This is a genomic window from Croceicoccus sediminis (assembly GCF_007570835.1).
Lineage (GTDB): Bacteria > Pseudomonadota > Alphaproteobacteria > Sphingomonadales > Sphingomonadaceae > Croceicoccus > Croceicoccus sediminis.
This window is the reverse complement of record NZ_SUNC01000002.1, coordinates 448,142-471,104: the sequence shown is the minus strand read 5'-3', so window position 1 is coordinate 471,104 and position 22,963 is coordinate 448,142. Positions and strand designations below refer to the sequence as shown.

General features: G+C 63.3%; 23 protein-coding genes. 10 read left to right on the top strand and 13 right to left on the bottom strand.

The window, feature by feature from the left end:
- Positions 1-6: 6 nt before the first annotated feature.
- The 4 genes from metX to FAX90_RS10310 all read left to right on the top strand — a co-directional run bounded on the left by metX (position 7) and on the right by FAX90_RS10310 (position 3,914).
- Positions 7-1,134 (top strand): homoserine O-acetyltransferase MetX, encoded by a 1,128-nt coding sequence (gene metX / locus FAX90_RS10325; RefSeq protein WP_144097293.1) that lies wholly within the window; start codon positions 7-9, stop codon positions 1,132-1,134.
- Positions 1,131-1,736, top strand: a complete 606-nt coding sequence (gene metW, locus FAX90_RS10320; RefSeq protein ID WP_144097292.1) for a methionine biosynthesis protein MetW — start codon at positions 1,131-1,133, stop codon at positions 1,734-1,736. The genes metX and metW overlap by 4 nt, the downstream gene beginning before the upstream one ends.
- Positions 1,737-1,808: 72 nt before the next feature.
- On the top strand, positions 1,809-3,320 hold the full coding sequence (locus FAX90_RS10315) for a replicative DNA helicase (protein ID WP_144097291.1): 1,512 nt from the start codon (positions 1,809-1,811) through the stop codon (positions 3,318-3,320).
- 99 nt (positions 3,321-3,419) lie between these two features.
- Positions 3,420-3,914 carry a GNAT family N-acetyltransferase gene (locus FAX90_RS10310; RefSeq protein WP_144097290.1) on the top strand — a complete coding sequence of 165 codons (495 nt, stop codon included), beginning with the start codon at positions 3,420-3,422 and terminating at the stop codon, positions 3,912-3,914.
- Between the two features lie 85 nt (positions 3,915-3,999).
- On the opposite strand, the gene FAX90_RS10305 is transcribed toward FAX90_RS10310, so the two are convergent.
- Positions 4,000-5,055, bottom strand: coding sequence for a CNNM domain-containing protein (locus FAX90_RS10305; RefSeq protein ID WP_144097289.1), 1,056 nt, complete (start codon positions 5,053-5,055; stop codon positions 4,000-4,002).
- 245 nt (positions 5,056-5,300) lie between these two features.
- Here FAX90_RS10305 and FAX90_RS10300 point away from each other — a divergent pair, with 245 nt between their 5' ends.
- Positions 5,301-5,798: a GNAT family N-acetyltransferase gene (locus FAX90_RS10300; RefSeq protein WP_144097288.1), complete on the top strand. Its 498-nt coding sequence runs from the start codon at positions 5,301-5,303 to the stop codon at positions 5,796-5,798.
- Positions 5,799-5,843: 45 nt separating this feature from the next.
- Here the strand turns inward: FAX90_RS10300 and FAX90_RS10295 are convergent, their stop codons facing one another.
- Entirely contained in the window at positions 5,844-7,307 is a 1,464-nt protein-coding gene (locus FAX90_RS10295) for a DUF1996 domain-containing protein (RefSeq protein WP_205700663.1), read from the bottom strand.
- Positions 7,308-7,479: 172 nt separating this feature from the next.
- Positions 7,480-8,673: a phospholipase D-like domain-containing protein gene (locus FAX90_RS10290; protein WP_144097287.1), complete on the bottom strand. Its 1,194-nt coding sequence runs from the start codon at positions 8,671-8,673 to the stop codon at positions 7,480-7,482.
- Positions 8,674-8,782: 109 nt separating this feature from the next.
- Between FAX90_RS10290 and rpoZ the strand changes: the two genes are divergently transcribed.
- The 3 genes from rpoZ to FAX90_RS10275 all read left to right on the top strand — a co-directional run bounded on the left by rpoZ (position 8,783) and on the right by FAX90_RS10275 (position 11,020).
- On the top strand, positions 8,783-9,130 hold the full coding sequence (gene rpoZ / locus FAX90_RS10285; protein WP_144097286.1) for a DNA-directed RNA polymerase subunit omega: 348 nt from the start codon (positions 8,783-8,785) through the stop codon (positions 9,128-9,130).
- 123 nt (positions 9,131-9,253) lie between these two features.
- Positions 9,254-10,330, top strand: a complete 1,077-nt coding sequence (locus tag FAX90_RS10280) for a DUF3667 domain-containing protein (RefSeq protein ID WP_144097285.1) — start codon at positions 9,254-9,256, stop codon at positions 10,328-10,330.
- 69 nt (positions 10,331-10,399) lie between these two features.
- Entirely contained in the window at positions 10,400-11,020 is a 621-nt protein-coding gene (locus FAX90_RS10275; protein WP_144097284.1) for a hypothetical protein, read from the top strand.
- 4 nt (positions 11,021-11,024) lie between these two features.
- Here the strand turns inward: FAX90_RS10275 and FAX90_RS10270 are convergent, their stop codons facing one another.
- The 7 genes from FAX90_RS10270 to FAX90_RS16910 all read right to left on the bottom strand — a co-directional run bounded on the left by FAX90_RS10270 (position 11,025) and on the right by FAX90_RS16910 (position 19,037).
- The gene (locus tag FAX90_RS10270; protein WP_144097283.1) at positions 11,025-11,276 is read right to left on the bottom strand and encodes a hypothetical protein; all 252 of its coding nucleotides are present in this window, start codon (positions 11,274-11,276) and stop codon (positions 11,025-11,027) included.
- Positions 11,277-11,346: 70 nt separating this feature from the next.
- Entirely contained in the window at positions 11,347-13,290 is a 1,944-nt protein-coding gene (gene ftsH / locus FAX90_RS10265; RefSeq protein ID WP_144097282.1) for an ATP-dependent zinc metalloprotease FtsH, read from the bottom strand.
- Between the two features lie 84 nt (positions 13,291-13,374).
- Complete coding sequence (gene tilS, locus FAX90_RS10260; protein ID WP_144097281.1) at positions 13,375-14,331, bottom strand: tRNA lysidine(34) synthetase TilS; 957 nt, start codon at positions 14,329-14,331, stop codon at positions 13,375-13,377.
- A gap of 15 nt (positions 14,332-14,346) precedes the next feature.
- Positions 14,347-15,348, bottom strand: coding sequence for a tetratricopeptide repeat protein (locus FAX90_RS10255; RefSeq protein ID WP_240704840.1), 1,002 nt, complete (start codon positions 15,346-15,348; stop codon positions 14,347-14,349).
- Positions 15,349-15,393: 45 nt separating this feature from the next.
- Entirely contained in the window at positions 15,394-16,227 is an 834-nt protein-coding gene (locus tag FAX90_RS10250; protein WP_170234934.1) for a helix-turn-helix domain-containing protein, read from the bottom strand.
- Between the two features lie 153 nt (positions 16,228-16,380).
- Positions 16,381-18,657: a phosphoenolpyruvate--protein phosphotransferase gene (ptsP, locus tag FAX90_RS10245; RefSeq protein WP_144097279.1), complete on the bottom strand. Its 2,277-nt coding sequence runs from the start codon at positions 18,655-18,657 to the stop codon at positions 16,381-16,383.
- A gap of 134 nt (positions 18,658-18,791) precedes the next feature.
- A complete protein-coding gene (locus FAX90_RS16910; RefSeq protein ID WP_338080276.1) occupies positions 18,792-19,037 on the bottom strand; it encodes a YdcH family protein in 246 nt (81 codons plus the stop codon).
- Positions 19,038-19,244: 207 nt separating this feature from the next.
- Here FAX90_RS16910 and FAX90_RS10235 point away from each other — a divergent pair, with 207 nt between their 5' ends.
- A complete protein-coding gene (locus FAX90_RS10235) occupies positions 19,245-19,439 on the top strand; it encodes a YdcH family protein (protein ID WP_144097278.1) in 195 nt (64 codons plus the stop codon).
- 48 nt (positions 19,440-19,487) lie between these two features.
- Here the strand turns inward: FAX90_RS10235 and trmB are convergent, their stop codons facing one another.
- Positions 19,488-20,186: a tRNA (guanine(46)-N(7))-methyltransferase TrmB gene (gene trmB, locus FAX90_RS10230; RefSeq protein WP_144097277.1), complete on the bottom strand. Its 699-nt coding sequence runs from the start codon at positions 20,184-20,186 to the stop codon at positions 19,488-19,490.
- 82 nt (positions 20,187-20,268) lie between these two features.
- Here trmB and FAX90_RS10225 point away from each other — a divergent pair, with 82 nt between their 5' ends.
- The gene (locus FAX90_RS10225) at positions 20,269-20,907 is read left to right on the top strand and encodes a YoaK family protein (RefSeq protein WP_170234933.1); all 639 of its coding nucleotides are present in this window, start codon (positions 20,269-20,271) and stop codon (positions 20,905-20,907) included.
- A 91-nt stretch (positions 20,908-20,998) separates the two neighbouring features.
- On the opposite strand, the gene ctrA is transcribed toward FAX90_RS10225, so the two are convergent.
- Both ctrA and FAX90_RS10215 read right to left on the bottom strand, forming a co-directional pair.
- Positions 20,999-21,694 carry a response regulator transcription factor CtrA gene (gene ctrA, locus FAX90_RS10220; RefSeq protein WP_144097275.1) on the bottom strand — a complete coding sequence of 232 codons (696 nt, stop codon included), beginning with the start codon at positions 21,692-21,694 and terminating at the stop codon, positions 20,999-21,001.
- Between the two features lie 235 nt (positions 21,695-21,929).
- Positions 21,930-22,895 carry a tetratricopeptide repeat protein gene (locus tag FAX90_RS10215; RefSeq protein WP_144097274.1) on the bottom strand — a complete coding sequence of 322 codons (966 nt, stop codon included), beginning with the start codon at positions 22,893-22,895 and terminating at the stop codon, positions 21,930-21,932.
- Positions 22,896-22,963 lie beyond the last annotated feature (68 nt).

The window sequence follows — 22,963 nt, the reverse complement described above, 5'->3', positions numbered from 1 at the left end:
CGCCCCATGGCACCGACGCCCGAAAATACCCCTGCCGGCCCCGTCCTGAAGCTGGCGCAGCCGCTGCCCTTGGATAGCGGGCGCAGCCTTGCGGACGTCGAAGTCGCTTACGAAACCTACGGCACGCTGAACGCGGACAAGTCGAACGCGATCCTGATCTGTCACGCGCTTACGGGCGATCAGCATGTCGCATCGCCGCACCCGATCACGGGCAAGCCGGGCTGGTGGATTCGCATGGTCGGCCCCGGAAAGCCGATCGACACCGACCGGTTCTTCGTCATCTGTTCCAACGTCATCGGATCGTGCATGGGCTCGTCCGGCCCGGCAAGCATGGCCGAAAGCTGCGCGCCCTATGGCATGACCTTCCCCGTCATCACCGTTCGCGACATGGTCCGCGCGCAAGTCGCGCTGGTCGACGCGCTGGGCATCGACCGGCTCCACGCCGTCGTCGGCGGGTCGATGGGCGGGATGCAGGCGCTTAGCTGGGCCGCCAATTTCGGTGACCGCATCGATGCCGCGCTCATCATCGCCAGCACGTCGCGCCATTCGGCCCAGAACATCGCGTTTCACGAAGTCGGGCGTCAGGCGATCATGGCCGATCCCAAGTGGAACGGCGGCGATTATTACGGCGCGACCGGCGAAGACCCGCGCAAGGTCGGACCCGAATCCGGGCTTGCCGTCGCACGCATGGCCGCGCACATCACGTATCTTTCGGAACAGGGCCTGACCGAAAAGTTCGGTCGGCGCTTGCAGGACCGTGACGCCAAAACCTTCGGCTTCGACGCCGATTTCCAGATCGAATCGTACCTGCGTTACCAGGGCCTGTCGTTTACCGACCGGTTCGACGCGAACTCGTACCTCTATATCACGCGCGCCATGGACTATTTCGACCTGGCCGAAGAACACGGCGGCAAGCTGGCCGACGCGTTCCGGAATACGCAGGCGCGGTTCTGCCTCGTCAGCTTCGACACCGACTGGCTCTACCCCACCAGCGAATCGCGCACGATCGCCCACGCGCTGAACGCGGCGGGCCATCCGGTCAGCTTCATGGAACTGTCGGCCCCGTTCGGGCACGATTCCTTCCTGCTCGACAACGATGATCTCGACCGCGTGGTGAAAGGCTTCATCCGATGAGCCCTGCTGCAACCGGCACGCTGCGCCCCGACCTTGCCGTCATCGCCGACCATATCCAGCCGGGCGCGCGCGTGCTCGACATCGGGTGCGGCGACGGGGAGCTGATGGCCGCGCTCACGGCCAAGGGCTGCGATGCCCGCGGGCTGGAAATCGACCCCACGAATGTCGCCGCCTGCGTCGGGCGGGGCCTGTCGGTGATGCAGGGCGATGCCGATACCGACCTTGTCTATTACCCGGACAGTTCCGTCGATTACGCCGTCCTGTCGCAGACGTTGCAGACGACGCGGCGGCCCGACCTGATCCTGGAAAACCTGCTGCGCATCGCGCCGCGCGGGTTCGTCTCGTTCCCCAATTTCGCCCACTGGCGCGTGCGCGCGTCGCTGATGCTCGGCGGGCAGATGCCGGTGACCGAAGCAATCCCGGTGGCTTGGTACGAAACGCCCAATATCCACCACCTGACAATCGCCGACTTCCGCTCGCTTCTGGCCGAACGTGGTATCCGGGCAGAACGGTCCTGGTTCTTCACAGGTGGCCAGCCATCGCGCCAGCGGTTTGCGAATCTGACCGGCGAACACGCCGTTTTCCTCGTCACGCGGGACTGATGCCCGCTACCCACAGGGTGTGGAAACATCTCTGCTTGATAGGCGGCGAACGGGGGAGCATTACGCTGCTCCATGGCACTCAACGATGCGATTCCGCTGCACCCTTCCAATGACGACGAAGGGCAGAAACTGCCCGCCAACGTAGAGGCGGAGGCAGCGTTTCTGGGCGCGATCCTGATCGACAACCGCGTGATCGAGGAATTGAACACGCACCTCATGCCCGATCATTTCTTTGAACCGCTGCACAAGCGGATCTACGAAAAGATCCTGACCCTGATCGACCGCAAGGCCGTGGTCACCCCCGTCACGCTGAAGCCTTACTTCGAGGCGGACGAGGCGATGAAGGAAATGGGCGGCATCAATTACCTTGCCCGCCTGACCGCGGATTCGCAGGGCCTGATCGCGCCGTTCGAACTGGCCGAACAGATCTACGACCTGGCCCTGCTGCGCCAGCTGGTGTCCGTGGGCCGGCAGCTCGTCACCGACGCGATGGACACGTCCGAAGCGGTCGACCCGATGCAGCAGATCGAGCACGCGGAATCCGCGCTCTACAAGGTCGCCGAAGGCACCACGACCGGGACCGAGACGCAAAGTTTTGCCCAGGCGACCCGCACCTCGATCAAGCTGATCGAACAGGCGCTGAATTCGGGCGGCCACGTCGCGGGCGTCACCACGGGCCTTTCCTCGGTCAACCAGAAGCTGGGCGGCCTCAAGAATTCCGACCTTCTGATCCTTGCCGGACGTCCGGGCATGGGCAAGACCTCGCTTGCCACCAACTTCGCGTTCAACGCGGCCAACCGCCTGCGCCGCGATCTGGCCGACGGCATCAGCGAAGAGGAATCGGTGGGCGCGGCAACCGCGTTCTTCTCCCTGGAAATGAGCGCAGACCAGCTGGCCACACGTATTCTTGCCGAACAGTCGGGCATTTCGTCGGGCGACCTGCGCACCGGCAAGATCAGCCGCGAGGATTTCCAGGCCCTTTCGCGCGCAAGCCAGGAACTGGCCGAACTGCCGCTCTATATCGACGATACCCCGGCGCTCACCATCGCGGCGCTGCGCGCGCGTGCCCGCCGGTTGAAGCGCCGCCACAACATCGGCTTCATCGTGGTCGACTACCTGCAGCTCTTGCAGGGTTCGGGCCGCGCCAACGACAACCGCGTGAACGAGATTTCGGAAATTTCACGCGGGCTCAAAACGCTGGCCAAGGAACTCGACCTGCCGGTGCTGGCGCTGTCACAGCTGTCGCGCGCCGTCGAACAGCGCGAAGACAAGAAACCGATGCTGTCCGACCTTCGCGAATCCGGCTCGATCGAGCAGGATGCAGACATCGTCCTCTTCGTCTACCGCGAGGATTACTACGTGCAGGCGGTCGAACCGAAGCTGCCGGACGAGAACGATCCCGCCGACGTCCACGAAAAGTGGGAAGCATGGCGCGCCAAGATGGAGCAGGTGACCGGCATCGCCGAACTGATCGTCGCCAAACAGCGCCACGGCTCCACCGGCCGGGTCCGCATGCGCTTCGAATCGCGCATCACGAAGTTCTCTGACCTCGTCGATGACGATTACGGGTACGCTAACGAATAGGTTTGGCGGGAGATGTGGTTGTCGGATGGCCGCGCGGTTGCTGACGTTAAGATCATAAACTCGATAGACCAGTAGCGGGTAATCGTTACACTCCAAAGGATGATCATACGAGAAGAGCAAGAGAGTGATCACTCTGCAATTGCCAAAGTCACCGCACAGGCGTTCGCCGGTGTGGAGCACAGCGACCAGACTGAGCCGGAAATTATTGCACGGCTACGGACGGCTGGCGCACTGACGATTTCTCTGGTCGCGATCAAAGGCAACACTTTTGTCGGGCACGTTGCCTTTTCGCCAATCACGATCGACGGAGCAGATAAAAGCTGGTTTGGGCTTGGGCCGGTATCGGTCAGCCCCGATCACCAGCAGCTAGGCATCGGTTCCGCTCTGATACGCACAGGTTTAGAGCGACTTTGCTCTCAGGGCGCTGCCGGATGCGTGGTACTTGGCGATCCCGCTTACTATTGTCGATTTGGGTTTGAGCGGGATGAAGGTTTGCGATTTTACGCAGCGCCGTCCGAATATTTTATGCGGCTGAACTTCGCTGCCGAGGTGCCAAGAGGCCGTGTCGACTACGCGCCTGCTTTCGCCGGGTAGCTTAACTCCGTTTTGTTGCGACTTTTGAGTTCAGCAGACCGCCGGGAAGCCACCCCACTCCCAACATACCGCCAACCAAACCGCCCTACTGATCGCCGCCGCGCCCCGTTGCCCCCGTCCGCTTGCGCGACAATTCGCGGGCATAGGCCTGCATGTCGGCGACCTTGTCGAACTCGTCGACGATCTCGAACCCGAAGATCGTCTCCAACACGTCTTCCAGCGTGACGAGGCCGAGGAACGTGCCATATTCGTCGACGACGGCCATGATGTGATGGCGTTCGGCGATCATGCGGTGGAACAGGCGGTCGACGGAAAATTCGTCCAGCACGCTGGGAAGCGGGCGCACCAGGGGTTCCAGTGACTGCACCGCGGGATCGTCTTGCGTCATCATCGCCAGCACTTCGCCTTTCAGGACGAAGCCCTTGATGTGATCGACGTTCGTTTCATAGACCGGGATGCGCGTATGCGAGCTTTCGCGCACTTCGCGGGCGAACTGGTCGAACGACTTGTCCAGCGACAGGCAGAAGGCAACCGTGCGCGGGGTCATGACGTCGGCAGTCTTGATCGCGTTCAGTTGCAGCATGTTCTTGACGAAGCGGACCTCGCTGCTGGCAAGCTGGCCCGATGCCTGGCCAAGGCTGGCGACGGCCAGCAATTCCTCGCGGTGCTGCGGCACGCGCGATGACTTCCCGAAAGTGATGAGTTTCGTGACCTGCCGCGATGCCCAGACCAGCGGGGCCAGCGCAGAGATCAGGAACGGCAGCAGCCGCGCGCTGAACGGCGACAACCCGACCGCATATCGCGCGCCCAGTGTCTTGGGGATGATTTCCGTGACGACCAGGATGGCCAGCGTCAGCACCGCGGCAAAGACCGCCTCTCCGCCGTCGCCATAGAGCGCGGCATATTGCGCGCCCGCCCCGGCCGCGCCCATTGTGTGGGCAATCGTGTTGAGCGTGAGGATCGCGGCCAGCGGCCGTTCGATGTCGTCCTTCAACCGCTTCATCGACTTGGCCCAGCCCGCGCCCTGTTCCTGCGCGGTGCGGACCTGCGACGGCGTGATCGTCAGCAGGGAGGATTCGAGCAGCGAGCACAGGAACGAGACACACAGTGCAAGCGCGACGTAAAAGACCAGCAAGGCCATGAGTTTGCAATCATCCGAATAATTCGAACATCACGCTCTAGCGGCGAATGCGGCGCAGGCATAGGTCTGCGCGTGTGGGTTGGCTCGTCGGGGCGGTTCTTCCCGCTGGCGCTTGTCAGCGTTCGCCAAATATGGCCTGTCGGCTTCCACCCTGATTACAGACATTGCTGTCCGACCGGATCAACGTCTGTAATGGCGTGGAGAGCAGACGTCGCAAATTGCGGTAGGGATGGAAACGAAAGCCGATGAAGAACGAAGCCCGATTGCCGACCGTGACGTTAGAGCTTCAGGTCGCGGCGCACGCGCCGGAACTCTTTCCGCTGCTGCATGACGAGGCGGTTCACGAATTTATCGACAGCAAGCCACCCCGAAGCGAAGAAGAGCTGCGGCAAAGATTATCGAAACTGGAGACGCGGCAATCCCCCGATGGCAGCGAACAGTGGTTGAACTGGGTGATACGCCGATCGACGGGCCAGGTCGTCGGTTACGTTCAGGCGAGCGTCGAGGCAGACCGAACTGCCGAGATCGGGTTTGTCCTGGGCGCCCCCTATTGGGGAGAAGGTTTGGCCTTTGCAGCCACGAAAGCGATGCTAGAATTGCTCGCAAACGGGTTCGGAGTAACGAACGTTTCAGCCTCGGCGGACTCGGCTAACCTGCGGTCTATAAAATTGCTGGAAAGGCTTGGGTTCCAGCTTTTCTCGAGCGACGATCCGCAAGACATCGTCTTCCGCCGAGATATCTAGAGCCGATAACTGCCAACGGGGTTGATCGGAGGTGGTGCCACCTCGCTAGTTGCCGCGCCCCTTGTTGATAATCTCCGGCTCGGATTGTGTGCCCGGTCGGGTGCCGGAAAGGCGGAAGCCGGTGCCCAAATTCCCGTCGTGGCAATCGAACCCTCCTTTGATGCATGTGTCCACGATTGCCTGCAACGCCTCTGGATGCCATGCATTGAACCAATCTCCATGCAGCGACATGCCGCCCGGTGTGCTGATCGTCGCATCGTAGCTGTCCGAGGCCAGGCGCCATCCGCGGCTGGTTTCGGTGGCCGGATCATAGACCTCGGGCAGAACGCCCCACGCATAGTGGAAACTCACCCGCACGATCGGCACGGGATGGCTCGACGGACAGACCATGTCTGCCCCGTTTTCGATCGGGTAGGCAAGGTGGCTCTTGTGATCGGCCGAATCCAGATCGGTACCGTTCCAACAGCTGGGGAAGAAGATATCCATACGCAGCCGGTCGGGCGCCTTGCATTCGGGTATCGAGGTGCTCCAGCGCGGATTGGTGGCTTCATCGGAGAACCAGGACTGGCAGTGCCAGCGTACGATGGACGTATCCTGCTCCATCCCCGGCTGGCCCATATGATTGCCTGCAATCATCTTCAGCCCCAGCGGGATCGGCTGGATCGAGCTGAGGTCTGATACCCCCGCCGAATAGTAGAAGATTTCATGCGCGACATCGTCGCTGCCGACCACCGCAGGGACGACCTTCCATGCCGGTTCGCCCGCGTCATCGTTCAATCGTGCACCGCTACCCGGATCGTAGGACGGGGCCAGAAGGGCCGGTACCCAGTAGGCGGACCGGTTCAAGGTGTTGCCCTGGCAACTCGACTCGCCGCTGGTGAACAGGCTTTCGATGGTGCTGTTCTCGTCGAGCAGCGTGTTGCCATAGAAACGGTGAAGATGCGCCGCGCCGTCCTGTCCGGGGTAGACGATCGGATCGTCGTAATCCGAATGAGCGAAATCGCAATTGATCCGCAGGATGCCCTTCCAACTGTTTGGAGCGACCAATGCAGGACTGACGGTAGTGCGGGTGATTTCAGGGTGTAGCGAAGCATCGGCCGCATCGCCGAAAATGCTGCTCACCGTCCACGATGTGTCGGCGGGGGAGCCTTCGTTTCCTGCGCTGTCGTACGCCGTGACAGACAGAGTGTGTGCCCCGGTAGAGAGCGGGAAGACGAGAAAGGGGCTTTCGCAAGCTTCGGTAGCGGCTCCATCAAGGCTGCATTCGAAGCGCGCTGCCCCGCTCGCCGAAAACTCGAAGCTGGCGAAGGCCTCTTTCGTTACCGCATCTGGTAGTGATCCGAAGCTGGTGCTTGGTCCGGCGGTCGGCGTAGGCGTTGCAGCGGGCGGCGTGGGCGAGGATGTGCCGCCAATGGTGGTCGGCACGGGTTCATCGTCGTCACCACCTCCGCACGCCGATAGAGCGAGTGCAGCGAGCATACAGCTACTCGCGTAAAGCCGACCCTTCATTCAAATCCTCCCTCGTGAATTGCTTGGGACCGTCATGCATGGTCCTCTTGCAACGTCGCTAGAATGAAGGAGGAGCAAAGTCCCGTCGCGGTTCGTATCGCATTGTAACGAAGCCTATTTGCAGAAGGGCAGAGACCCGGTGCAGTCGGCGACGCGCTGAAACGCGGTGCAGCTAGAGACCCAGGTTCAGCCTGCGGCTCACCGTGTAGTCGAGGACGGCGACAAGGAACCACGATGCGCGCCAGCGGATGCGGTTCCATACCGTCGCGCGGGTCTTGTGCACTGTCGGCGTGATCTCGAGCGAGGCGGGCAGGTGCTCGGCCACGAATTCGCGCATCCTGTCGGAAAGGGCGGGATCGTCGATCACCAGCATCAGTTCGAGGTTGAGATAGAGGCTGCGCATATCGAAATTGGCGCTGCCGATATAAGTGCGATCGTCCAGAACGATCAGCTTGGTGTGCAGCTTGCAGGCCACGAATTCCCAGATGCGCGTGCGCCGCTTCAACAGATAGCGATAGAGCGCGCGGGTCGCCCCGATGGTGGCGCCGTTGTCCGACTTTCCCGCCATCAAGAGCCGCGCCTCGCCCTTCTGCGCAATGTGCCCGATACGGCGGACCAGCCGTTTCGGCGGCGAGAAATAGGCCATCATCATGTCCAGCCGGTCGCCGTGGATCAGGTCTTCGGAAACGCAGCGCGACCATGACGACAGGCCCCGCGTCGGCCCACCGACCAGAAGGCGCACCGGCCCCTTGCCGGGGTCCCATTCGCGCAGGATGCGGCGGATTGCGCGCCAGTTGGCGTTCGGGTCGGAAACCCACCCTTCCATCTTGCCGTACCAGCGCGAAAGATCATCGACGACAGAACCGGTGACCACCATGCCAAGGTCGTTCCATCCGTTGCGCTGGGGCGGGTCGAAATAGCTGTCCTCGACGTTGAAGCCGCCGATCATGGCGCGCTCATCGTCGACGATGACCATCTTCTGGTGATTGCGGATCAGGTAACGCTGCGACCAGCGGGCCGAAAAGCGCCAGTACTGCCCGCCGGCCGCCGCCAGCGGTTCGAAGAAAGCATCGCTCGCCGCCGCGCCGAAGCCGTCGACGACCAGCTTGACCGTCACTCCGCGGCGGGCGGCCGCGGCCATGGCATCGCGCACCCGGCGGGCGCTTTCGTCTTCGGCAAAGATGTAGAAACAGACCGAAAGGCTTTCCATTGCCGAATCGATCAGCTCGATCAGCGCCTCCAGCCTGTCTTGCCCGGCGGGATAGAACGTCAGGGTCTGGCCCTGTGCCTCAACCGTGAAAGGGGGCGGATCGCGATAGTCCGGCTCGTCCATCTGCGCAGGTTCAAGGGTTGCCGGTTTGTCCATGGACCACCTTCTGGGGGCAAGCGGGCCGCGCCGCAATCCTTGACTCTTGACAGGTCTGCCCCTAATTGCGGCCCTTTCCCGTCAACTTAGTTTCTTGTGGGAGTGCCCCATGGCGCGCGTTACCGTCGAAGATTGCGTCGACAAGATCCCGAACCGCTTCGATCTCGTCCTGCTGGCTGCCCAGCGTGCGCGCGAGATTTCCGCGGGTTCCGAACTGACCGTCGACCGCGACCGCGATAAGAACCCGGTCGTCGCCCTGCGCGAGATCGCGGAAGAAAACCTCAAGCCCAAGGATCTGAAGGAAGCCCTTATCCAGGGTCTTCAGAAGGTTGCCGTCGATGACGACGACGAAATCGATGAAATCGGCTCGCTGTCGCGTTCGGCAGAGGCACTTCGCCTCACCGCCGCCGCGCCGACACGCAACACCTCGATCGGCAGCGATTACGACGCCGGTTGATCGCCTGCGGGCCTGAACCGGCCTGCGGCTTGTGAAAAAGGGCTGCCTCCTTGCGGGGCGGCCCTTTTTCATTGCGCGAATGCAGCATAGGATACCCGGCGGGACGACAACGGGGGTATGGGCATGAGCGACCTTGAGGGTCTGGGCACCGCGGTTACCGGAACCGCGCTGGGCCGCGCGGTGGAGCCGGAAACCGGCGCGGTCAGCCGCGGCGGCAAGGGCCACTTCCACGAAAGCGCGTGCCTCAACTGCGAAACGCCGCTGACGGGCAATTACTGCGCCCATTGCGGCCAGCCCGCGCATCTGCACCGCACGCTCGGCGCTTTTTTGCACGACCTGCTGCACGGTGTTCTGCATTTCGAGGGCAAGACCTGGCGCACGCTGCCGATGCTGGCCTTCCGTCCGGGTCGCCTGACCCGCGATTACATCGACGGTAAACGCGCACGCTTCGTCTCGCCGATGGGCCTGTTCCTGTTCTCGGTCTTCATCATGTTCGCGCTGGTCCAGATCGCGGGCAAGTCCGGCGCGCAGGAAGAAGCGGATACCGGCCGGGTCGATGTCGTGTCCTCGGTCGCGAAACTGCAGGAAGAAACCGAGGCGCGCCGCGACGACGCGCTGGCGCAGCTTGAGGCCATGCCCGCCGATGCTGCGGGCCGCGCGAAAGTGGAAGCGGCGCTCGCCAAGGCGGAGGAAGATCTCGACACCCTGCAAAGCGCGAAGAAGATCACGACCGGCATCGGGTCAGACGGCGAGACATTCGAATCGGGAAGTTCCTGGCTGGACGAACACATCATCAGGAAGTGGCAGCAGAACCCGAAGCTGATGATCTACAAGATGCAGTCGAACGGGTACAAGTTCTCGTGGCTGCTGATCCCGCTGTCGCTGCCCTTCGTGTGGCTGCTGTTTTTCTGGAAGCGCGGGGTCGGGCTCTACGATCACACGGTCTTCGTCACCTACTCGATCGCCTTCATGTCGCTGTGGTTCATCATCGTCAGCGTCATCGCCCTGCTCGGCGCGCCCGAAGGGTTGATCCTGCTGCTCAGCATCACGGTGCCGATCGTGCATCTCTACCGACACGTGAAGGGTGCTTACGAATTGCGGCGGCGTTCCGCGCTATGGCGCACGGCGGCGCTGCTGATCTTCATAAACTTCACCGCGCTGCTGTTCATGGGGGCGATCGTGCTGCTGGGATCGATGTGATAAACATCTGATATTGCGTAGATCGTGGCGCGCTGTAATCCTTTTGGCAGAAGCCTGAAGGAGCGTGGCATGAAGATAAAGGCTCTGATCGCGCTTGCGCCGCTCGTCCTCTCGGCATGCATCACGCGCCCGCACGAACCGACGCCGGGGTGGCAATGCCGCTACGCATCGCCCGGCTACACCTTCGATGCCCACGCCAATGTCGCGGCCGACGGAACCCTGCTGGAAACGCAATGGTTCTGGTCATGGCGGGACGACGGTTCGCAATGGTCGATCCGCGCTTTTGCAGGGGACGGGACCTACCGGGTGAGAGAACCGGTCCCGCTCAATGGGATGACCACGGCAGAGATCCAGGTCTTCGGCGCGCAAGGGGTGGGACAGGTCGTTCTTTCACGCCATGACGGCGAAGACGCCTTTGCCGATCCCATCGTGGCGGGGAAGAAGGGTGACACCATGCTCAGGCTCGATTGGGCGGCACTGGTGGAACTGGCACACAGCGATGCCCCGCTATATGTCGCCCGGCGGGACCAGCATGGCGCGATCTTCAGCCGCGCCGTCCCGAAGGAAGTCATCCTGCTGGGTGCCGACATCCTCGACGAGGCAAAGGCGGGCCTGCGCGAAATGATCGCAGACCCGGCCAGCCGGTGCATCGCCGTCGACGATCTCTATCCCGAGATCGTCCTGACCTGAAAACTCAGTCCGTGCCGTCGAGCTTGCCGTCGCCCTGATCGGGATCGGTCTGTTCGTCCTGTTTAAGTTCCGCGCTGATCTTGTCGGCGGCCTCGATCGTCTTTTCGCGCACGGCGTTTTCAACCACCTCGGCATTGTCGACCGTATCGGCCGCCGCGCGGTCCAGCGTTTCGGTTGCGTTCTGCTCGGTCTCTTCGGAACAGGCGCCCAGGCCCAGAAGGGCAATGGCGGAAAGGGCAATCAGGGTCGTGCGCATCGTCGTCACCTCATAGGTTGTCCCTATGGGAACCAACGGCGATGCAGACCGGTTCCGAGAGGAAGGCGGGTCAGGCGCCCTGCGGCGCGGTGCCCCCGCCCAGACGGCGACCTGCCTTGGGCACGCCGACACTGCCTGTGCTGAGCGGACGGCGCGGGCCCTTCGGCTCGTCAGGGCGGTCGATCTCACCACTTTCCAGCAGGTGCGTGATCTCGTCCCCCGTCAAGGTCTCGTACTCAAGCATGGCCTGCGCCAGCAGGTGGAGCTTGTCCTCCTGCGTCTTCAGGATATCGGTTGCGCGCGCATGGGCATCGTCGACCAGCTTGCGGATTTCGGCATCGATGACCTTGTTCGTCTCATCGCTGGCCATCGTGCGCTGGGTCTGGCCCATGCCGAGATAGCCTTCCTGGCTCGCCTCGTACTGCAACGGGCCGAGCTTGTCAGACATGCCCCACTTGGTGACCATGTTGCGGGCAAGATCGGTCGCGTACTGGATGTCGCTCGACGCGCCGGACGAAACCTTGTCGTACCCGAAGATGATTTCCTCTGCCACGCGGCCGCCCATCGCGACCGACAGGTTCGCATGCATCTTGTCGCGGTGATACGAATAGTTGTCGCGTTCCGGCAGGCGCATGACCATGCCCAGCGCGCGGCCGCGCGGAATGATCGTGGCCTTGTGGATCGGGTCCGACGCGTCCTCGTTCATAGAGACGAGCGCGTGCCCTGCCTCATGATAGGCAGTCATCTTCTTTTCGTCGTCGGTCATGACCATCGATCGGCGCTCCGCGCCCATCATGACCTTGTCCTTCGCGTCCTCGAACTCCTGCATGGCGACCAGCCGCTTGTTGCGGCGCGCGGCCAGCAGCGCGGCCTCGTTCACGAGGTTCGCAAGGTCGGCACCCGAAAAGCCGGGCGTGCCGCGTGCGATCGTGCGCGAATTGACGTCGGGCGCCAGCGGCACCTTCTTCATGTGGACCGAGAGGATCTTCTCGCGCCCGTCGATGTCGGGCACGGGCACGACAACCTGACGGTCGAAACGGCCCGGACGCAGCAGCGCGGGATCAAGCACGTCGGGACGGTTGGTCGCCGCGATGATAATGATGCCCTCGTTCGCCTCGAACCCGTCCATTTCGACGAGAAGCTGGTTGAGCGTCTGCTCACGCTCGTCATTCGAATTGCCGAGGCCGTGGCCACGGTGACGGCCGACGGCGTCGATTTCGTCGATGAAGACGATGCACGGCGCGTTTTTCTTCGCCTGTTCGAACATGTCGCGCACGCGGCTTGCGCCCACGCCCACGAACATCTCGACAAAGTCGGAACCGGAGATGGTGAAGAACGGCACGCCCGCCTCACCCGCGATGGCGCGGGCAAGCAGGGTCTTGCCGGTACCGGGCGAGCCAACCAGCAGCGCGCCCTTGGGAATCTGTCCGCCAAGCTTCGAAAAACGCGACGGGTCTTTCAGGAACTCGACGATTTCTTCCAGTTCCTCGCGCGCTTCGTCAATGCCGGCGACGTCGTCGAACGTGACGCGGCCCTGCTTTTCGGTGAGCATCTTGGCCTTGGACTTGCCAAAGCCCATCGCACCGCCCGCGCCGCCGCCCTTCTGGACCTGGCGCAAGGCAAAGAACGCGATGCCAAGGATGAGCAGGAACGGCAGCGACTGCGCAAGGATGTAGAGCAGCAGGTTCGGCTCTTCCGCGGCGACGCCTTCGTACTGAACGTCGTTTTCAGCCAGCAGCGTGGTGAGCTGCGGGTCGGAGCCGACGGGAATCGTGCTGAACGTCTGATCGTTCTTCAGCTTGCCGGTGATGCGATCGGGCGCGATTTGCACCTCGCTGACCGAACCTTCGGCCACCTTGTCGCGGAAATCGCTGTAGGCGATCTGCGTTCCGGCCGGTTGCGAGCGGTCTCCGATCATGGAAACCACCAGAAGCAGGCCGAGGAAGATGCCGCCCCAGATCATCAGGCTCTTCAGCCAGGGATTGCCGCTAGGCTGCTGGTCGTTGTCGTTCATGTGCGCAGATTCGTCCTTTCACCCGCCAATGTAGGTTGCGCCGAGTGAATGGCAAGCAAACGAAAGTCTGCTTTTGTCGCCGTTTCAGCCTTCGCTGCGCGGCGGGGCGGCAGTGAAATGCCAGGAACCGGCACGCGGCGTGCACATCACGCCCGAAAGCGTGGCCTTCTGCCCCGTTTCCAGCGCTTCCATCAACCGGGCCAGCTGTTCACCGCGCGGGCTTCCTTCGGTGGCCAGGCGGGCGACGATTTCCTCCAGCACGCGAAAACGCACCGCGCGCGGACCGGCAGGATTGTAGGCGAACTGGCCGCCATCCTCGCTCATCGTGACTTGCGCGGCGAATTCGTGCCGGGCGGCAAATTCAAGGATGTCGGCAGCGTCGCGCAAATGCAGCGCGCTGGCCGCAAGGCGCATCGGGTCGAGCCAGTCGGCCTCGGCAAGGCCTGCGCGGATGCGCGCGCGATCGTAGGCGGGGTCTGCATTCGATGGATCGTCCGCCGGCTCAAGCCCCGCGCGCTCCACCACTTCGGCAAGGTCCGCACGCGGCAAGGTCAATAGCGGGCGGATCAGCGTGATGTCCTTGCGCCCCGGCATCGGCGCGCGGTCGCGCATGGCGGCAAGGCCGGGCAGACCCGATCCGCGGTTGAGCCGCATGAGCAGCGTCTCGGCCAGATCGTCGGCGTGATGCGCGGTCGCGACGCAGCGGATTTCGCGGCGCTGTGCCCAGTTGCCCAGTGCACTGTATCGCGCGGTACGGGCGCGGGCCTGCATGTTGCCGCCCGCTTCCAGTTCCACGGGCAGGGTGTCATGCGGCACGCCGAGGTCGGCACAGACTTGCGCCACCATCGCCGCTTCCTGCGCGGATTCGGCTCTTAGCCCGTGGTCGACAGTGGCGACATGGATCGAGGCGGGCATGAGTTGCTGGGCGAGCACCAGCAGCGCGAGGCTATCCGGTCCGCCCGAGACGGCAAGGCCGAGCTTCTCGCCCTCACCCAGTCCCAGCCGCGCGCATTCCTGCGCAAAGTGGACCGCAAGGTTCATGCCCCCTCCGTTTCGTTAGCTGCAGCCCGCCTTCGTCCCTGTTTCGGACGAAAGCGACGAAAGGCGACCCGACGCTTCCTGAGGGTAAACGAGGCGGAATTCCTCGAGCGCTTCGCAGGCTTTGGCCTTGTTGCCCAGCTGCAGCGTGGCGATCGCGAGATAGACGAGGCTGTCGGGTGCACGCGCGCCGCCGCGATTGTCGAGATAGTTCTTGAGGAAAGCCTCTGCCGCAGGGCGCGGCTGACCATCGTCAAGATAGGCGCGGCCCAGCAGGTTGCGGGCATAGGATGCGCGGCTGTGGGTCGGATAATCCTTCAGCATCTGCTGAAGCGCGGTGCGCGCCGGGGCATAGTACCCCTCGTTCCACAGGCGGTAGCCATAGACATAGGCATCGTCGCCCGCATCGCCGGTATTGGGCCGTTCGACCGTCGATGCGCCGGAGGGCGCGGGTGCGGGCGCAGGCGTTGCCGTCGCGGGACGCGGTGCCGGGGCCGCCGGAAGCGGGCCTGCGCCATCGCCGATACCGCCGTCCGGTTCGACCGGCATCGGCATCGACGTCACCGTCTTGCGCTCAAGCTCATCGAGTCGCGAATTCATCAGGCGCATCGCGTTGGACTGCACCTCGACCTGAGCGGTCAGGCTGGCCAGCGCGGATTCGACCGCGTCCATGCGGGCGAGAAGATCGGTTACGGGGCCGCTGGCAGGGCCGGTCGTCATCGCGGGCTGCGCAGGCTGCTGCGCGGTGATCTCAGGCTCGAAATACTTGCCGTCGCCACCGGGAAAGACCTTGCGCTGAAGGGCGCGGACTTCGGATTCCAGTTTCTTGATACGGCTCGCATCGTCTTGCGCCATCGCGGGCGCGGGCGAAAGCAGCGCGGCGGACAGCGTCGTGCCGATCAGAAGGGCGGAGAAGCGACCGGTGCGGCGGCGAAGGCCAATGAGGCGGCGAAAGGGAGTCATGATCTTGAAGACCTTTTCGTATTTCGTGTTCGTCGCCCGACTAGGTGACAAGGTCATGCCAAACAGGCGCTTAACGAAGCTGGTAAATCGGCAAAATTTGGATCATCCGCGTGTCGGCAAGCCCGGCCCTGCGGGGCGCGAGGTCAGCGATTCGGCATCGACCGGCACGTCGCGGATCGTGGTCTGTTCGGTGGCGAGCGGTGCGACTTGCTGTCCGCCGACCGTGATGGTGAAAGCGTCCGGACGACCGGTCCAGATCTGCGGGCCGTCGGCATCGGCGGGAATCGTGAATTTCTCACCCTCGGCCATCTGCTTCTGGAAAAGCTGGCGGCCGGAGCGGTTGTAGAACTTTACCCAGACCCCTTCGACCGTGGCGGTGAAGGCAACTTCGCCCGTGGGCGCGGCGGTTTCGGTTGGCGTGGGCGTAGCGGTCGGGGCCGCGACGACTTCCACGTTCTCGTCCCCAAGGGTCGGCAGGTCCGCGGCGGGCACGAAGAACCCTTTCCACGTGAAAGCGCCGATGACGATCAGCACGATCAGCAGCGCGGCGACGCCCCAAGCCAGCTTGGAAGAGGGGACGCGCGCGGGGTCGCCCGGCTCCATGTAGTCGAGCTTGCGTTCGGGCACTTGCGGCGCGGCGACGCCCATTTCATCGCGCACGCCTTCGACGATTTCATTTTCATCGAGGCCGAGCGCACGCGCGTAACTGCGCGCGAAACCGACCGCGTAAGTGCGTCCCGGAAGGTCGGTAAAACGGCCTTCCTCGATCGAGGTGAGATGGCGTTCGGCGATCTTCGTGCGCTCACCGATCTCCTCCCGCGTGAGGCCCTGGCGTTCGCGTTCGGCCTGCAGACGTGCACCGACAGCGACCGGGGCGGCCGATACGGTTTCGGTCGTCTCGATTTCAGGCTGCGATCCGTCTTCGATGTCGTTCACTCGATTAGATGCCTTTTTGATGAAACGCCCTGTTTGTGAAGGCAAGCGCGCCAAGGGGCGCAAGTCAAGCAAGCGCCGAGGATTTCCCCTCTTTACTCGCCTCTATTCACCAACCGGGAGATGCCGACACCGTTCCCGCAAGGGATCAGGAAACTATTCCCACTCGATCCCGCGTTCCTCGGCCCAGGCGATCAGCGATCCGCGAAGGTCGGGAACAGGGTCGGCCAGCCAACGATCCATCGCGGCGGTAATTTCCCGCGTGTCGATCTTGCAGACCATCTCTTTGAGCGGCCCGACCGATGCCGGGGTGATCGAAAGGCGCCTGATGCCAAGGCCGATCAGCGCCAGCGCCTCAAGCCTGCGCCCGCCCATTTCGCCGCAAACGGTGACAGCGATGTCGTGCCCGTCCAGGTTGCGCAGAACGCGGCGGATGAACCGCATGATCGACGGGCTGAGCCAGTCGTAGCGTTCGGCAAGCTTGGGGTTCGAACGGTCGGCCGCGAACAGGAACTGGGTCAGGTCATTCGTCCCGATCGACAGGAACGATATCTTGGGCGCCAGGACGTCCAGCACTTCGGCAAGGGCCGGCACTTCGAGCATCGCGCCATAGCGGATCTGTTCGGGCAGCATCTTGCGGCGCGATCGCAGGAATTCCATCTGCCCTTCGAACACCGCCTTGGCCGCGTCGAATTCCCAGGGTTCGGAAACCATCGGGAACATGACGTAAAGCGTGCGCCCGGCGGCAGCTTCGAGCAAGGACCGGGCCTGCGCCTTCATCAGCCCTTCGCGTTCAAGCGCAAGGCGCAGCGCGCGCCAGCCCATCGCGGGATTTTCATCGTCCTGCCCGTCATCATCGCCGCGCAGGTACGGCAGGGACTTGTCCCCGCCGATATCGACGGTGCGGAACACCACCGGCTTGTCACCCGCCGCGTCCAGCACGTCGCGGTAAAGGCGGGTCTGGCGGTCGCGCTGCGGTAGGGTGGCCGAAACGAGGAACTGAAACTCTGTGCGGAACAGGCCGATGCCGTCCGCACCCGTCATGTTCAGCGTCGGCACATCGTCGCGCAGGCCCGCGTTGATATAGATCGACACACGCTCGCCGTCCTTCGTGCGCGGCTCCACGTCGCGCAGACCGGCATAAGTCGCCTGCCTTTCGCGGTTCTTGGCCGAACGCGACTCGAACGCCTCGATCACGGCGGGGCCGGGCCGGACGTTGGCGATGCCCTGCTGTGCATCGAGCAGGATCTCGTCCCCCTCGCGCACGTAACCGCGCAACCCGTGCACGCGGCCCAGCACCGGCACGCCCATGGCGCGCGCGACGATAACGACGTGCGCGGTAAGCGAGCCTTCCTCCAGAATTACGCCCTTCAACCGGCGGCGATCGTATTCAAGCAGTTCGGCAGGGCCGAGATTGCGCGCGATCAGGATCGCATCGCCGCGCAGCCCCATCGTCGCCGCCGTTCCGACCTGTCCCGATACCATGCGCAGCAGCCGGTTCGACAGGTCCTCGAGGTCGTGCATGCGTTCCGCCAGAAGCGGATCGTCGATCTGGCGCATGCGCATGCGGGTGCGTTGCTGCACGCGTTCGATCGCGGCCTCTGCTGTCAGGCCGGAATCGATCGCCTCATTGATGCGGCGCGCCCACCCTTCGTCGTAGGCGAACATCTTGTAGGTCTCGAGCACGGCCTCGTGCTCTCCTCCCACGCCGAATTCGGCCTGGCTTGCCATCTTGTCGATCTGTTCGCGCATCTTGTCGAAGGCGAGATAGACGCGCTGACGCTCGGCCTCGGTATTCTCGGCCACGACGTGTTCGATGTTGATGCGCGGCTGATGGAAGACGGCGTGCCCTGCGGCCAGCCCCTTCACCAGCGGCAGGCCCGACAACTGCTGCGGATCGACGAAGTGCGGGCTGGCCGACAGCGAATCGTGTTCGTCGATCAGGTCCGCGTTGCTGATCAGTTCGGCCAGCACCATGGCGACCGTCTGCAGCGCCTCGATCTCGACATCGGCATAGCGGCGCGGTTCGACGTGCTGCACGACCAGCGCGCCGACCGCGCGTTCGCGGCGCACGATCGGTACACCGGCGAAGGAGTGAAACTTTTCTTCGCCCGTTTCAGGGCGGTAGAGGAAGTCCGGGTGGGCCGCAGCTTCGGCCAGATTCAGCATTTCCACGTTTTTCGCGATCGTGCCGACAAGGCCTTCGCCGATGGCGAGGCGGGTGACGTGGACGGCGCTTTGTTCCAGACCGCGGGTCGCGAAGAGTTCGAGCATCCCTTCGCGCAGAAGGTAGATCGAGCAGACCTCGCTATCGAGATTCTCGCCGATGATGTCCACGACCTGGTTCAGCTTGGCCTGCGCGTTCGCGCGCGAGGCCATGACCTCGTGCAGGTTCGTGAGGATCGAGCGGGCTGCTGTTGTGGCGGATTCCATCGTGCTTTGCGTTAAAGCACATGCGCGGCGGTTTTCGAAAGGGAAAGCGCGTAAAAAACGGCATGTCCGTTCGAAAAAGGAAACGCCCCCGGCCTAGGGCGCGGGGGCGTTCGGTTCCTTAGTTCGGTTAGAGGTCAGTGAAGCGAGATGGCTTCCTTGATCTTCAGCTTCGCTCGCTTCAGCTCCTGGATTCTTGCACTATCCGGCACGGGGCGCGCCTGCTCGTTACGAAGCTCCCGGTCCAGACCGGCATGCTTTGACTGAAGAGCGGTGATGTGCGTCGATTCCATGGCTTTCTCCTGCGTTGGTTGACGTTGTTCCCCTGAACCTTCTTTCGTCCAATTCGTGTCGGTCTTTTCGTTGCCGGGCGACTCACTCACCCTTCTTTCCGACCCGCATAATGGAACACAAAGTTTCACGATTGCGAAGAGCCTCGCACGAAAATTTCGATAAATCGGGCAAGATCAAAGGGTGAGCCGATTTGCCATGCGACGGGGCGATTGCACGCGGCGACGGGTCGTGCGAAAGAGCGCTCGCCCGCGGTATGGCGGGCTGGTTCGAACAGATTTCCTGAGGGCAGCGCTCGCATGACCGAAGACGAAATGCGCAAGCGGCTTGAGATTCTGAAGGTCGAACACCGCGACCTCGATGCCGCCATCGCTGCGCTGTCCGAAAATCCGGCGGCGCAGCTTCAGGTCGCCCGGCTGAAGAAGCGCAAGCTGGCCCTGAAAGACCAGATCGCAATGCTCGCCGACGCGCTGATCCCCGACATCATCGCCTGAAACCCGGAACCGCGCCGAAGCGTCAGCAGGCCCGCCCTGCCGCCCGCATCACTTGCGGCGATAGCGGAAGTACCAGACCTCGTGCCCAAGCCGCCGGGCCTTGGCCTCGTACCGGGTTTCGGGCCAGCCGCCCGGACGGGTCAGGAAGTCGCCGGGCTTTTCACAAAGCCAGTCGAACAGGTCGGTGTGCCTCTGCATGATCATCAGGGCATGGCGGACATAGACCGGGTGATCGGTGCCGAACCGGAATTCGCCGCCCGGTTTCAGCTTCGATGCGATCATTTCCACCGGGCCGTCGTTCATCATCCGTCGCTTGGCATGGCGCGCCTTGGGCCAGGGATCGGGATGCAGCAGGTAAAGAAACGATAGCGAACCGTCAGGCACGCGCGACAGCACTTCCAGCGCGTCGCCGTGATGGATGCGCACGTTGGCAAGCTTGCCTTCCTTCACGTGGACCAGCGCCTGCGCCACGCCGTTCACGAAAGGCTCTGCCCCCACGAAGCCGTGATCGGGCAGCATGTCGGCGCGATAGGCCATGTGCTCGCCCCCGCCGAACCCGATCTCGAAATGCATCGGGCGGTCGTATCCGAACAGCGCCTCTGCCGTCACCGGCCCCTCTTCGGGCACCGCGATCTGGGGCAGAAGGGTATCGACCAGCTCCTGCTGGCCCGCGCGCAGGGGTTTGCCCTTGGCGCGGCCATAGAGCCGGTTGAGTGTCGTCGGGTCGCCTTCCTTGTGTGCCGTCATGGCCCGCGCCGATGGCGGGGATCAGCCTGCGGGTCAAGAGGGCCCCTTGCCGCCCACGCGCTGCGGCGCTAGCGCGATAGCCATGCTCAGCCATTCGCGCACGGTCCGCACGCTCGCTTTCGCCATTGCCGCGATCGCGGGGTACGTCGATGCCGTCGGCTTCCTCGGTTCGGGCGCGTTCTTCGTCTCTTTCATGAGCGGGAATACCACGCGGCTTGGCGTGGGTCTGGCCGGCAACGGCGACGCAGCGATGGTCGCCGCAATCCTAATCGCCAGCTTCATCGCCGGGGTGGCGGCAACGTCGCTGCTGCGCAGGATCATGCCGCCCGGCCGCAGGCTCGGCCTTACGCTTGCGTTTTGCGCGGCGCTGCTGACGGGCGCGACGATTTCCATGGGTCAGCTTGGCACCGTCATTCCCTTCGCCATGCTCGCCTTCGGGATGGGCGGGATCAACCTGGCGCTGGAAAGCGAGGGCGAAGTCCGGTTCGGCCTGACTTACATGACCGGCACCCTCATCAAGCTGGGCACGCGCCTTGCCGATGCGATCGCGGGGCAACCGCGTTCGGACTGGCTGGCCTTGCTCCTGCTCTGGCTGGCCCTGTCGTCGGGCGCGGTGCTTGGCGGGCTGGTCTTCGGGGCCATCGCATTGGCCGCGCTTTGGCCGGCCGTCGCCGCGCTATGGCTGCTGGCGATAGTTTCCCTGCTGGTTGCCAAGGCTTGAGCGCACACAACGTGAAAAGGGCAGGCGGTGGGGCGCCTGCCCTTTCTGGGGAATGTCCGTCATTTCCGCGGCGGACGGATTTTTCAGTCGATCAGGCGGCCTGCGCCTCTGCGCCCGGATCGCGCAGCACGTAGCCGCGGCCCCAGACGGTTTCGATGTAATTGTCGCCGCTGCATGCCGTCGCCAGCTTCTTGCGCAGCTTGCAGATGAAGACGTCGATGATCTTCAGTTCCGGTTCGTCCATCCCGTTATAGAGGTGGTTGAGGAACATTTCCTTGGTCAGCGTCGTGCCCTTGCGCAGCGAGAGCAGTTCCAGCATCGCGTATTCCTTGCCGGTCAGGTGCACGCGGGCGCCATCGACCTCGACCGTCTTGGTGTCGAGATTGACCGAAAGCTTGCCGGTCCTGATCACCGACTGCGAATGACCCTTCGAACGGCGGACCACGGCGTGGATGCGGGCGACCAGTTCGTCCTTGTGGAACGGCTTGGTCACATAATCGTCGGCGCCGAAACCGAAGGAGCGGACCTTCGAATCCATCTCCGAAATGCCCGAGAGGATCAGAACCGGCGTCTGCACCTTGGCGACGCGCAGTTTCTTCAGGACGTCGTAACCGTGCATGTCGGGCAGGTTCAGGTCGAGAAGGATGATGTCGTAGTCATAAAGCTTGCCCAGATCGAGGCCCTCTTCGCCGAGGTCCGTCTGGTAGACGTTGAAGCCTTCGGTCGTGAGCATAAGCTCGATCGCCTTGGCCGTGGTCGGTTCGTCTTCGATCAGAAGGATACGCATAAAAACTGCCCCCTAGTCCGTTTCCGTCGACCGGCTTCGCTTTATCAAACCCCCGAAGCCCGCGCCGTGAATCATTAACCATGACGAGAGTCGTTTAGAAAGGTTAATAAAATCTGAAAAAGGTTAACGTTTGCGAATAAAGTCTTAATTGCAACGCTTTGGGGACCGTTTTCGGGCGTTTGGGGGGTGTGGACAAGCGAATCTCGCAAACCCGTACGACACTTTACGCAAGTCGTTAAAGACCCAGCGCACCGGCCGCCTCGCGAAGGCGGCGCGTGGTCGTCCCGTCGTTGCGGAACAGGCGCAGCGCTTCGTCACGCGCCTCGCGCGCGCCGTCCATATCGCCCAGCTGCACGCGGCTGCGCATCAGCATGATCCAGCCATCGGGGTTGAGCGGATCTTCCTCCAGCTTCGCCGCCAGCCGGTCGACCATGCCGCGGATCATGTCCTGCTGCTGGCTGGCCGACAGCGATCTTGCCGCCTCGATATCGGACGCGCTCGGCCCCGGAATACCGGCCGTGGCGGTGGCGGCCCCGTCGGTCTTCAGCCCTCCGCTCGGCGGGGCGAAGCTGGCCTGTTCCAGCCGTTCGGCAACGTCGATGCCATTGGCCTTGCCCACTTCGGCGATGACCTGGCGCACGTCCGCGGCATAGGGCGCATCGGCGGGCGTATCCTTCAGAAGGTCGAACCAGGCATCGATCGCTTCCTCGTGCTTGCCTTCGAGGTCAATGGCGACGGCGCGGAAATAGCGGGCGCGCGGGTCGGCCGGGTCCAGTTCCAGTGCACGGTCGAACGCGGCGCGCGCATCGGACGGCAGCCCGTCGCCATCCCGGCTGGCCAGCACCAGCGCCTCGCCCAGCATCGAATGGTTTTCCGCAGTGTCGGGGTCCAGCGTGGTCGCGCGCTTGAACGCGGTCGCGGCCTCGGCATAGCGGCCGGTCTGGAAATAGGACCAGCCGAGCATCCGCCAGCCCTCTGCATCGTCCGGGCTTTCGGCCAGACGCGCCTCCAGCCGGGAAATCATCTGCGACACCGATGCCTGTTCGCCGGTGTCCGCCGCCTGCTGCACCGGCGCGCTATCGTTGCGGATCACCGAATAGCCGACGGCACCGCCCGCGATCAGCGCCGCCACGCCCAGCACCCAGCGCGCCATCACCCTTCCCGATCCGCCGTTCGACGCTACGCCCTTGTCTCCCGTCACCACGCAGTCCCCGCCATAGTCATTGCAGGCATTCGTTTACCCGCAAGCACCGCGCCGGGAACCCCGTT

Coding starts and splice junctions, on each gene's coding strand:
- ctrA (WP_144097275.1), bottom strand. CDS start 21,694: ATGCGTATCCTTCTGATCGAAGACGAACCGACCACGGCCAAGGCGATC.
- FAX90_RS10275 (WP_144097284.1), top strand. CDS start 10,400: ATGAAGATAAAGGCTCTGATCGCGCTTGCGCCGCTCGTCCTCTCGGCA.
- FAX90_RS10255 (WP_240704840.1), bottom strand. CDS start 15,348: ATGACCTTGTCACCTAGTCGGGCGACGAACACGAAATACGAAAAGGTC.
- FAX90_RS10280 (WP_144097285.1), top strand. CDS start 9,254: ATGAGCGACCTTGAGGGTCTGGGCACCGCGGTTACCGGAACCGCGCTG.
- FAX90_RS10315 (WP_144097291.1), top strand. CDS start 1,809: ATGGCACTCAACGATGCGATTCCGCTGCACCCTTCCAATGACGACGAA.
- metW (WP_144097292.1), top strand. CDS start 1,131: ATGAGCCCTGCTGCAACCGGCACGCTGCGCCCCGACCTTGCCGTCATC.
- FAX90_RS10310 (WP_144097290.1), top strand. CDS start 3,420: ATGATCATACGAGAAGAGCAAGAGAGTGATCACTCTGCAATTGCCAAA.
- FAX90_RS10295 (WP_205700663.1), bottom strand. CDS start 7,307: ATGAAGGGTCGGCTTTACGCGAGTAGCTGTATGCTCGCTGCACTCGCT.
- FAX90_RS10225 (WP_170234933.1), top strand. CDS start 20,269: ATGCTCAGCCATTCGCGCACGGTCCGCACGCTCGCTTTCGCCATTGCC.
- metX (WP_144097293.1), top strand. CDS start 7: ATGGCACCGACGCCCGAAAATACCCCTGCCGGCCCCGTCCTGAAGCTG.
- FAX90_RS10270 (WP_144097283.1), bottom strand. CDS start 11,276: ATGCGCACGACCCTGATTGCCCTTTCCGCCATTGCCCTTCTGGGCCTG.
- FAX90_RS10305 (WP_144097289.1), bottom strand. CDS start 5,055: ATGGCCTTGCTGGTCTTTTACGTCGCGCTTGCACTGTGTGTCTCGTTC.
- FAX90_RS10300 (WP_144097288.1), top strand. CDS start 5,301: ATGAAGAACGAAGCCCGATTGCCGACCGTGACGTTAGAGCTTCAGGTC.
- rpoZ (WP_144097286.1), top strand. CDS start 8,783: ATGGCGCGCGTTACCGTCGAAGATTGCGTCGACAAGATCCCGAACCGC.
- FAX90_RS10235 (WP_144097278.1), top strand. CDS start 19,245: ATGACCGAAGACGAAATGCGCAAGCGGCTTGAGATTCTGAAGGTCGAA.
- trmB (WP_144097277.1), bottom strand. CDS start 20,186: ATGACGGCACACAAGGAAGGCGACCCGACGACACTCAACCGGCTCTAT.
- FAX90_RS10290 (WP_144097287.1), bottom strand. CDS start 8,673: ATGGACAAACCGGCAACCCTTGAACCTGCGCAGATGGACGAGCCGGAC.
- tilS (WP_144097281.1), bottom strand. CDS start 14,331: ATGAACCTTGCGGTCCACTTTGCGCAGGAATGCGCGCGGCTGGGACTG.
- ftsH (WP_144097282.1), bottom strand. CDS start 13,290: ATGAACGACAACGACCAGCAGCCTAGCGGCAATCCCTGGCTGAAGAGC.
- ptsP (WP_144097279.1), bottom strand. CDS start 18,657: ATGGAATCCGCCACAACAGCAGCCCGCTCGATCCTCACGAACCTGCAC.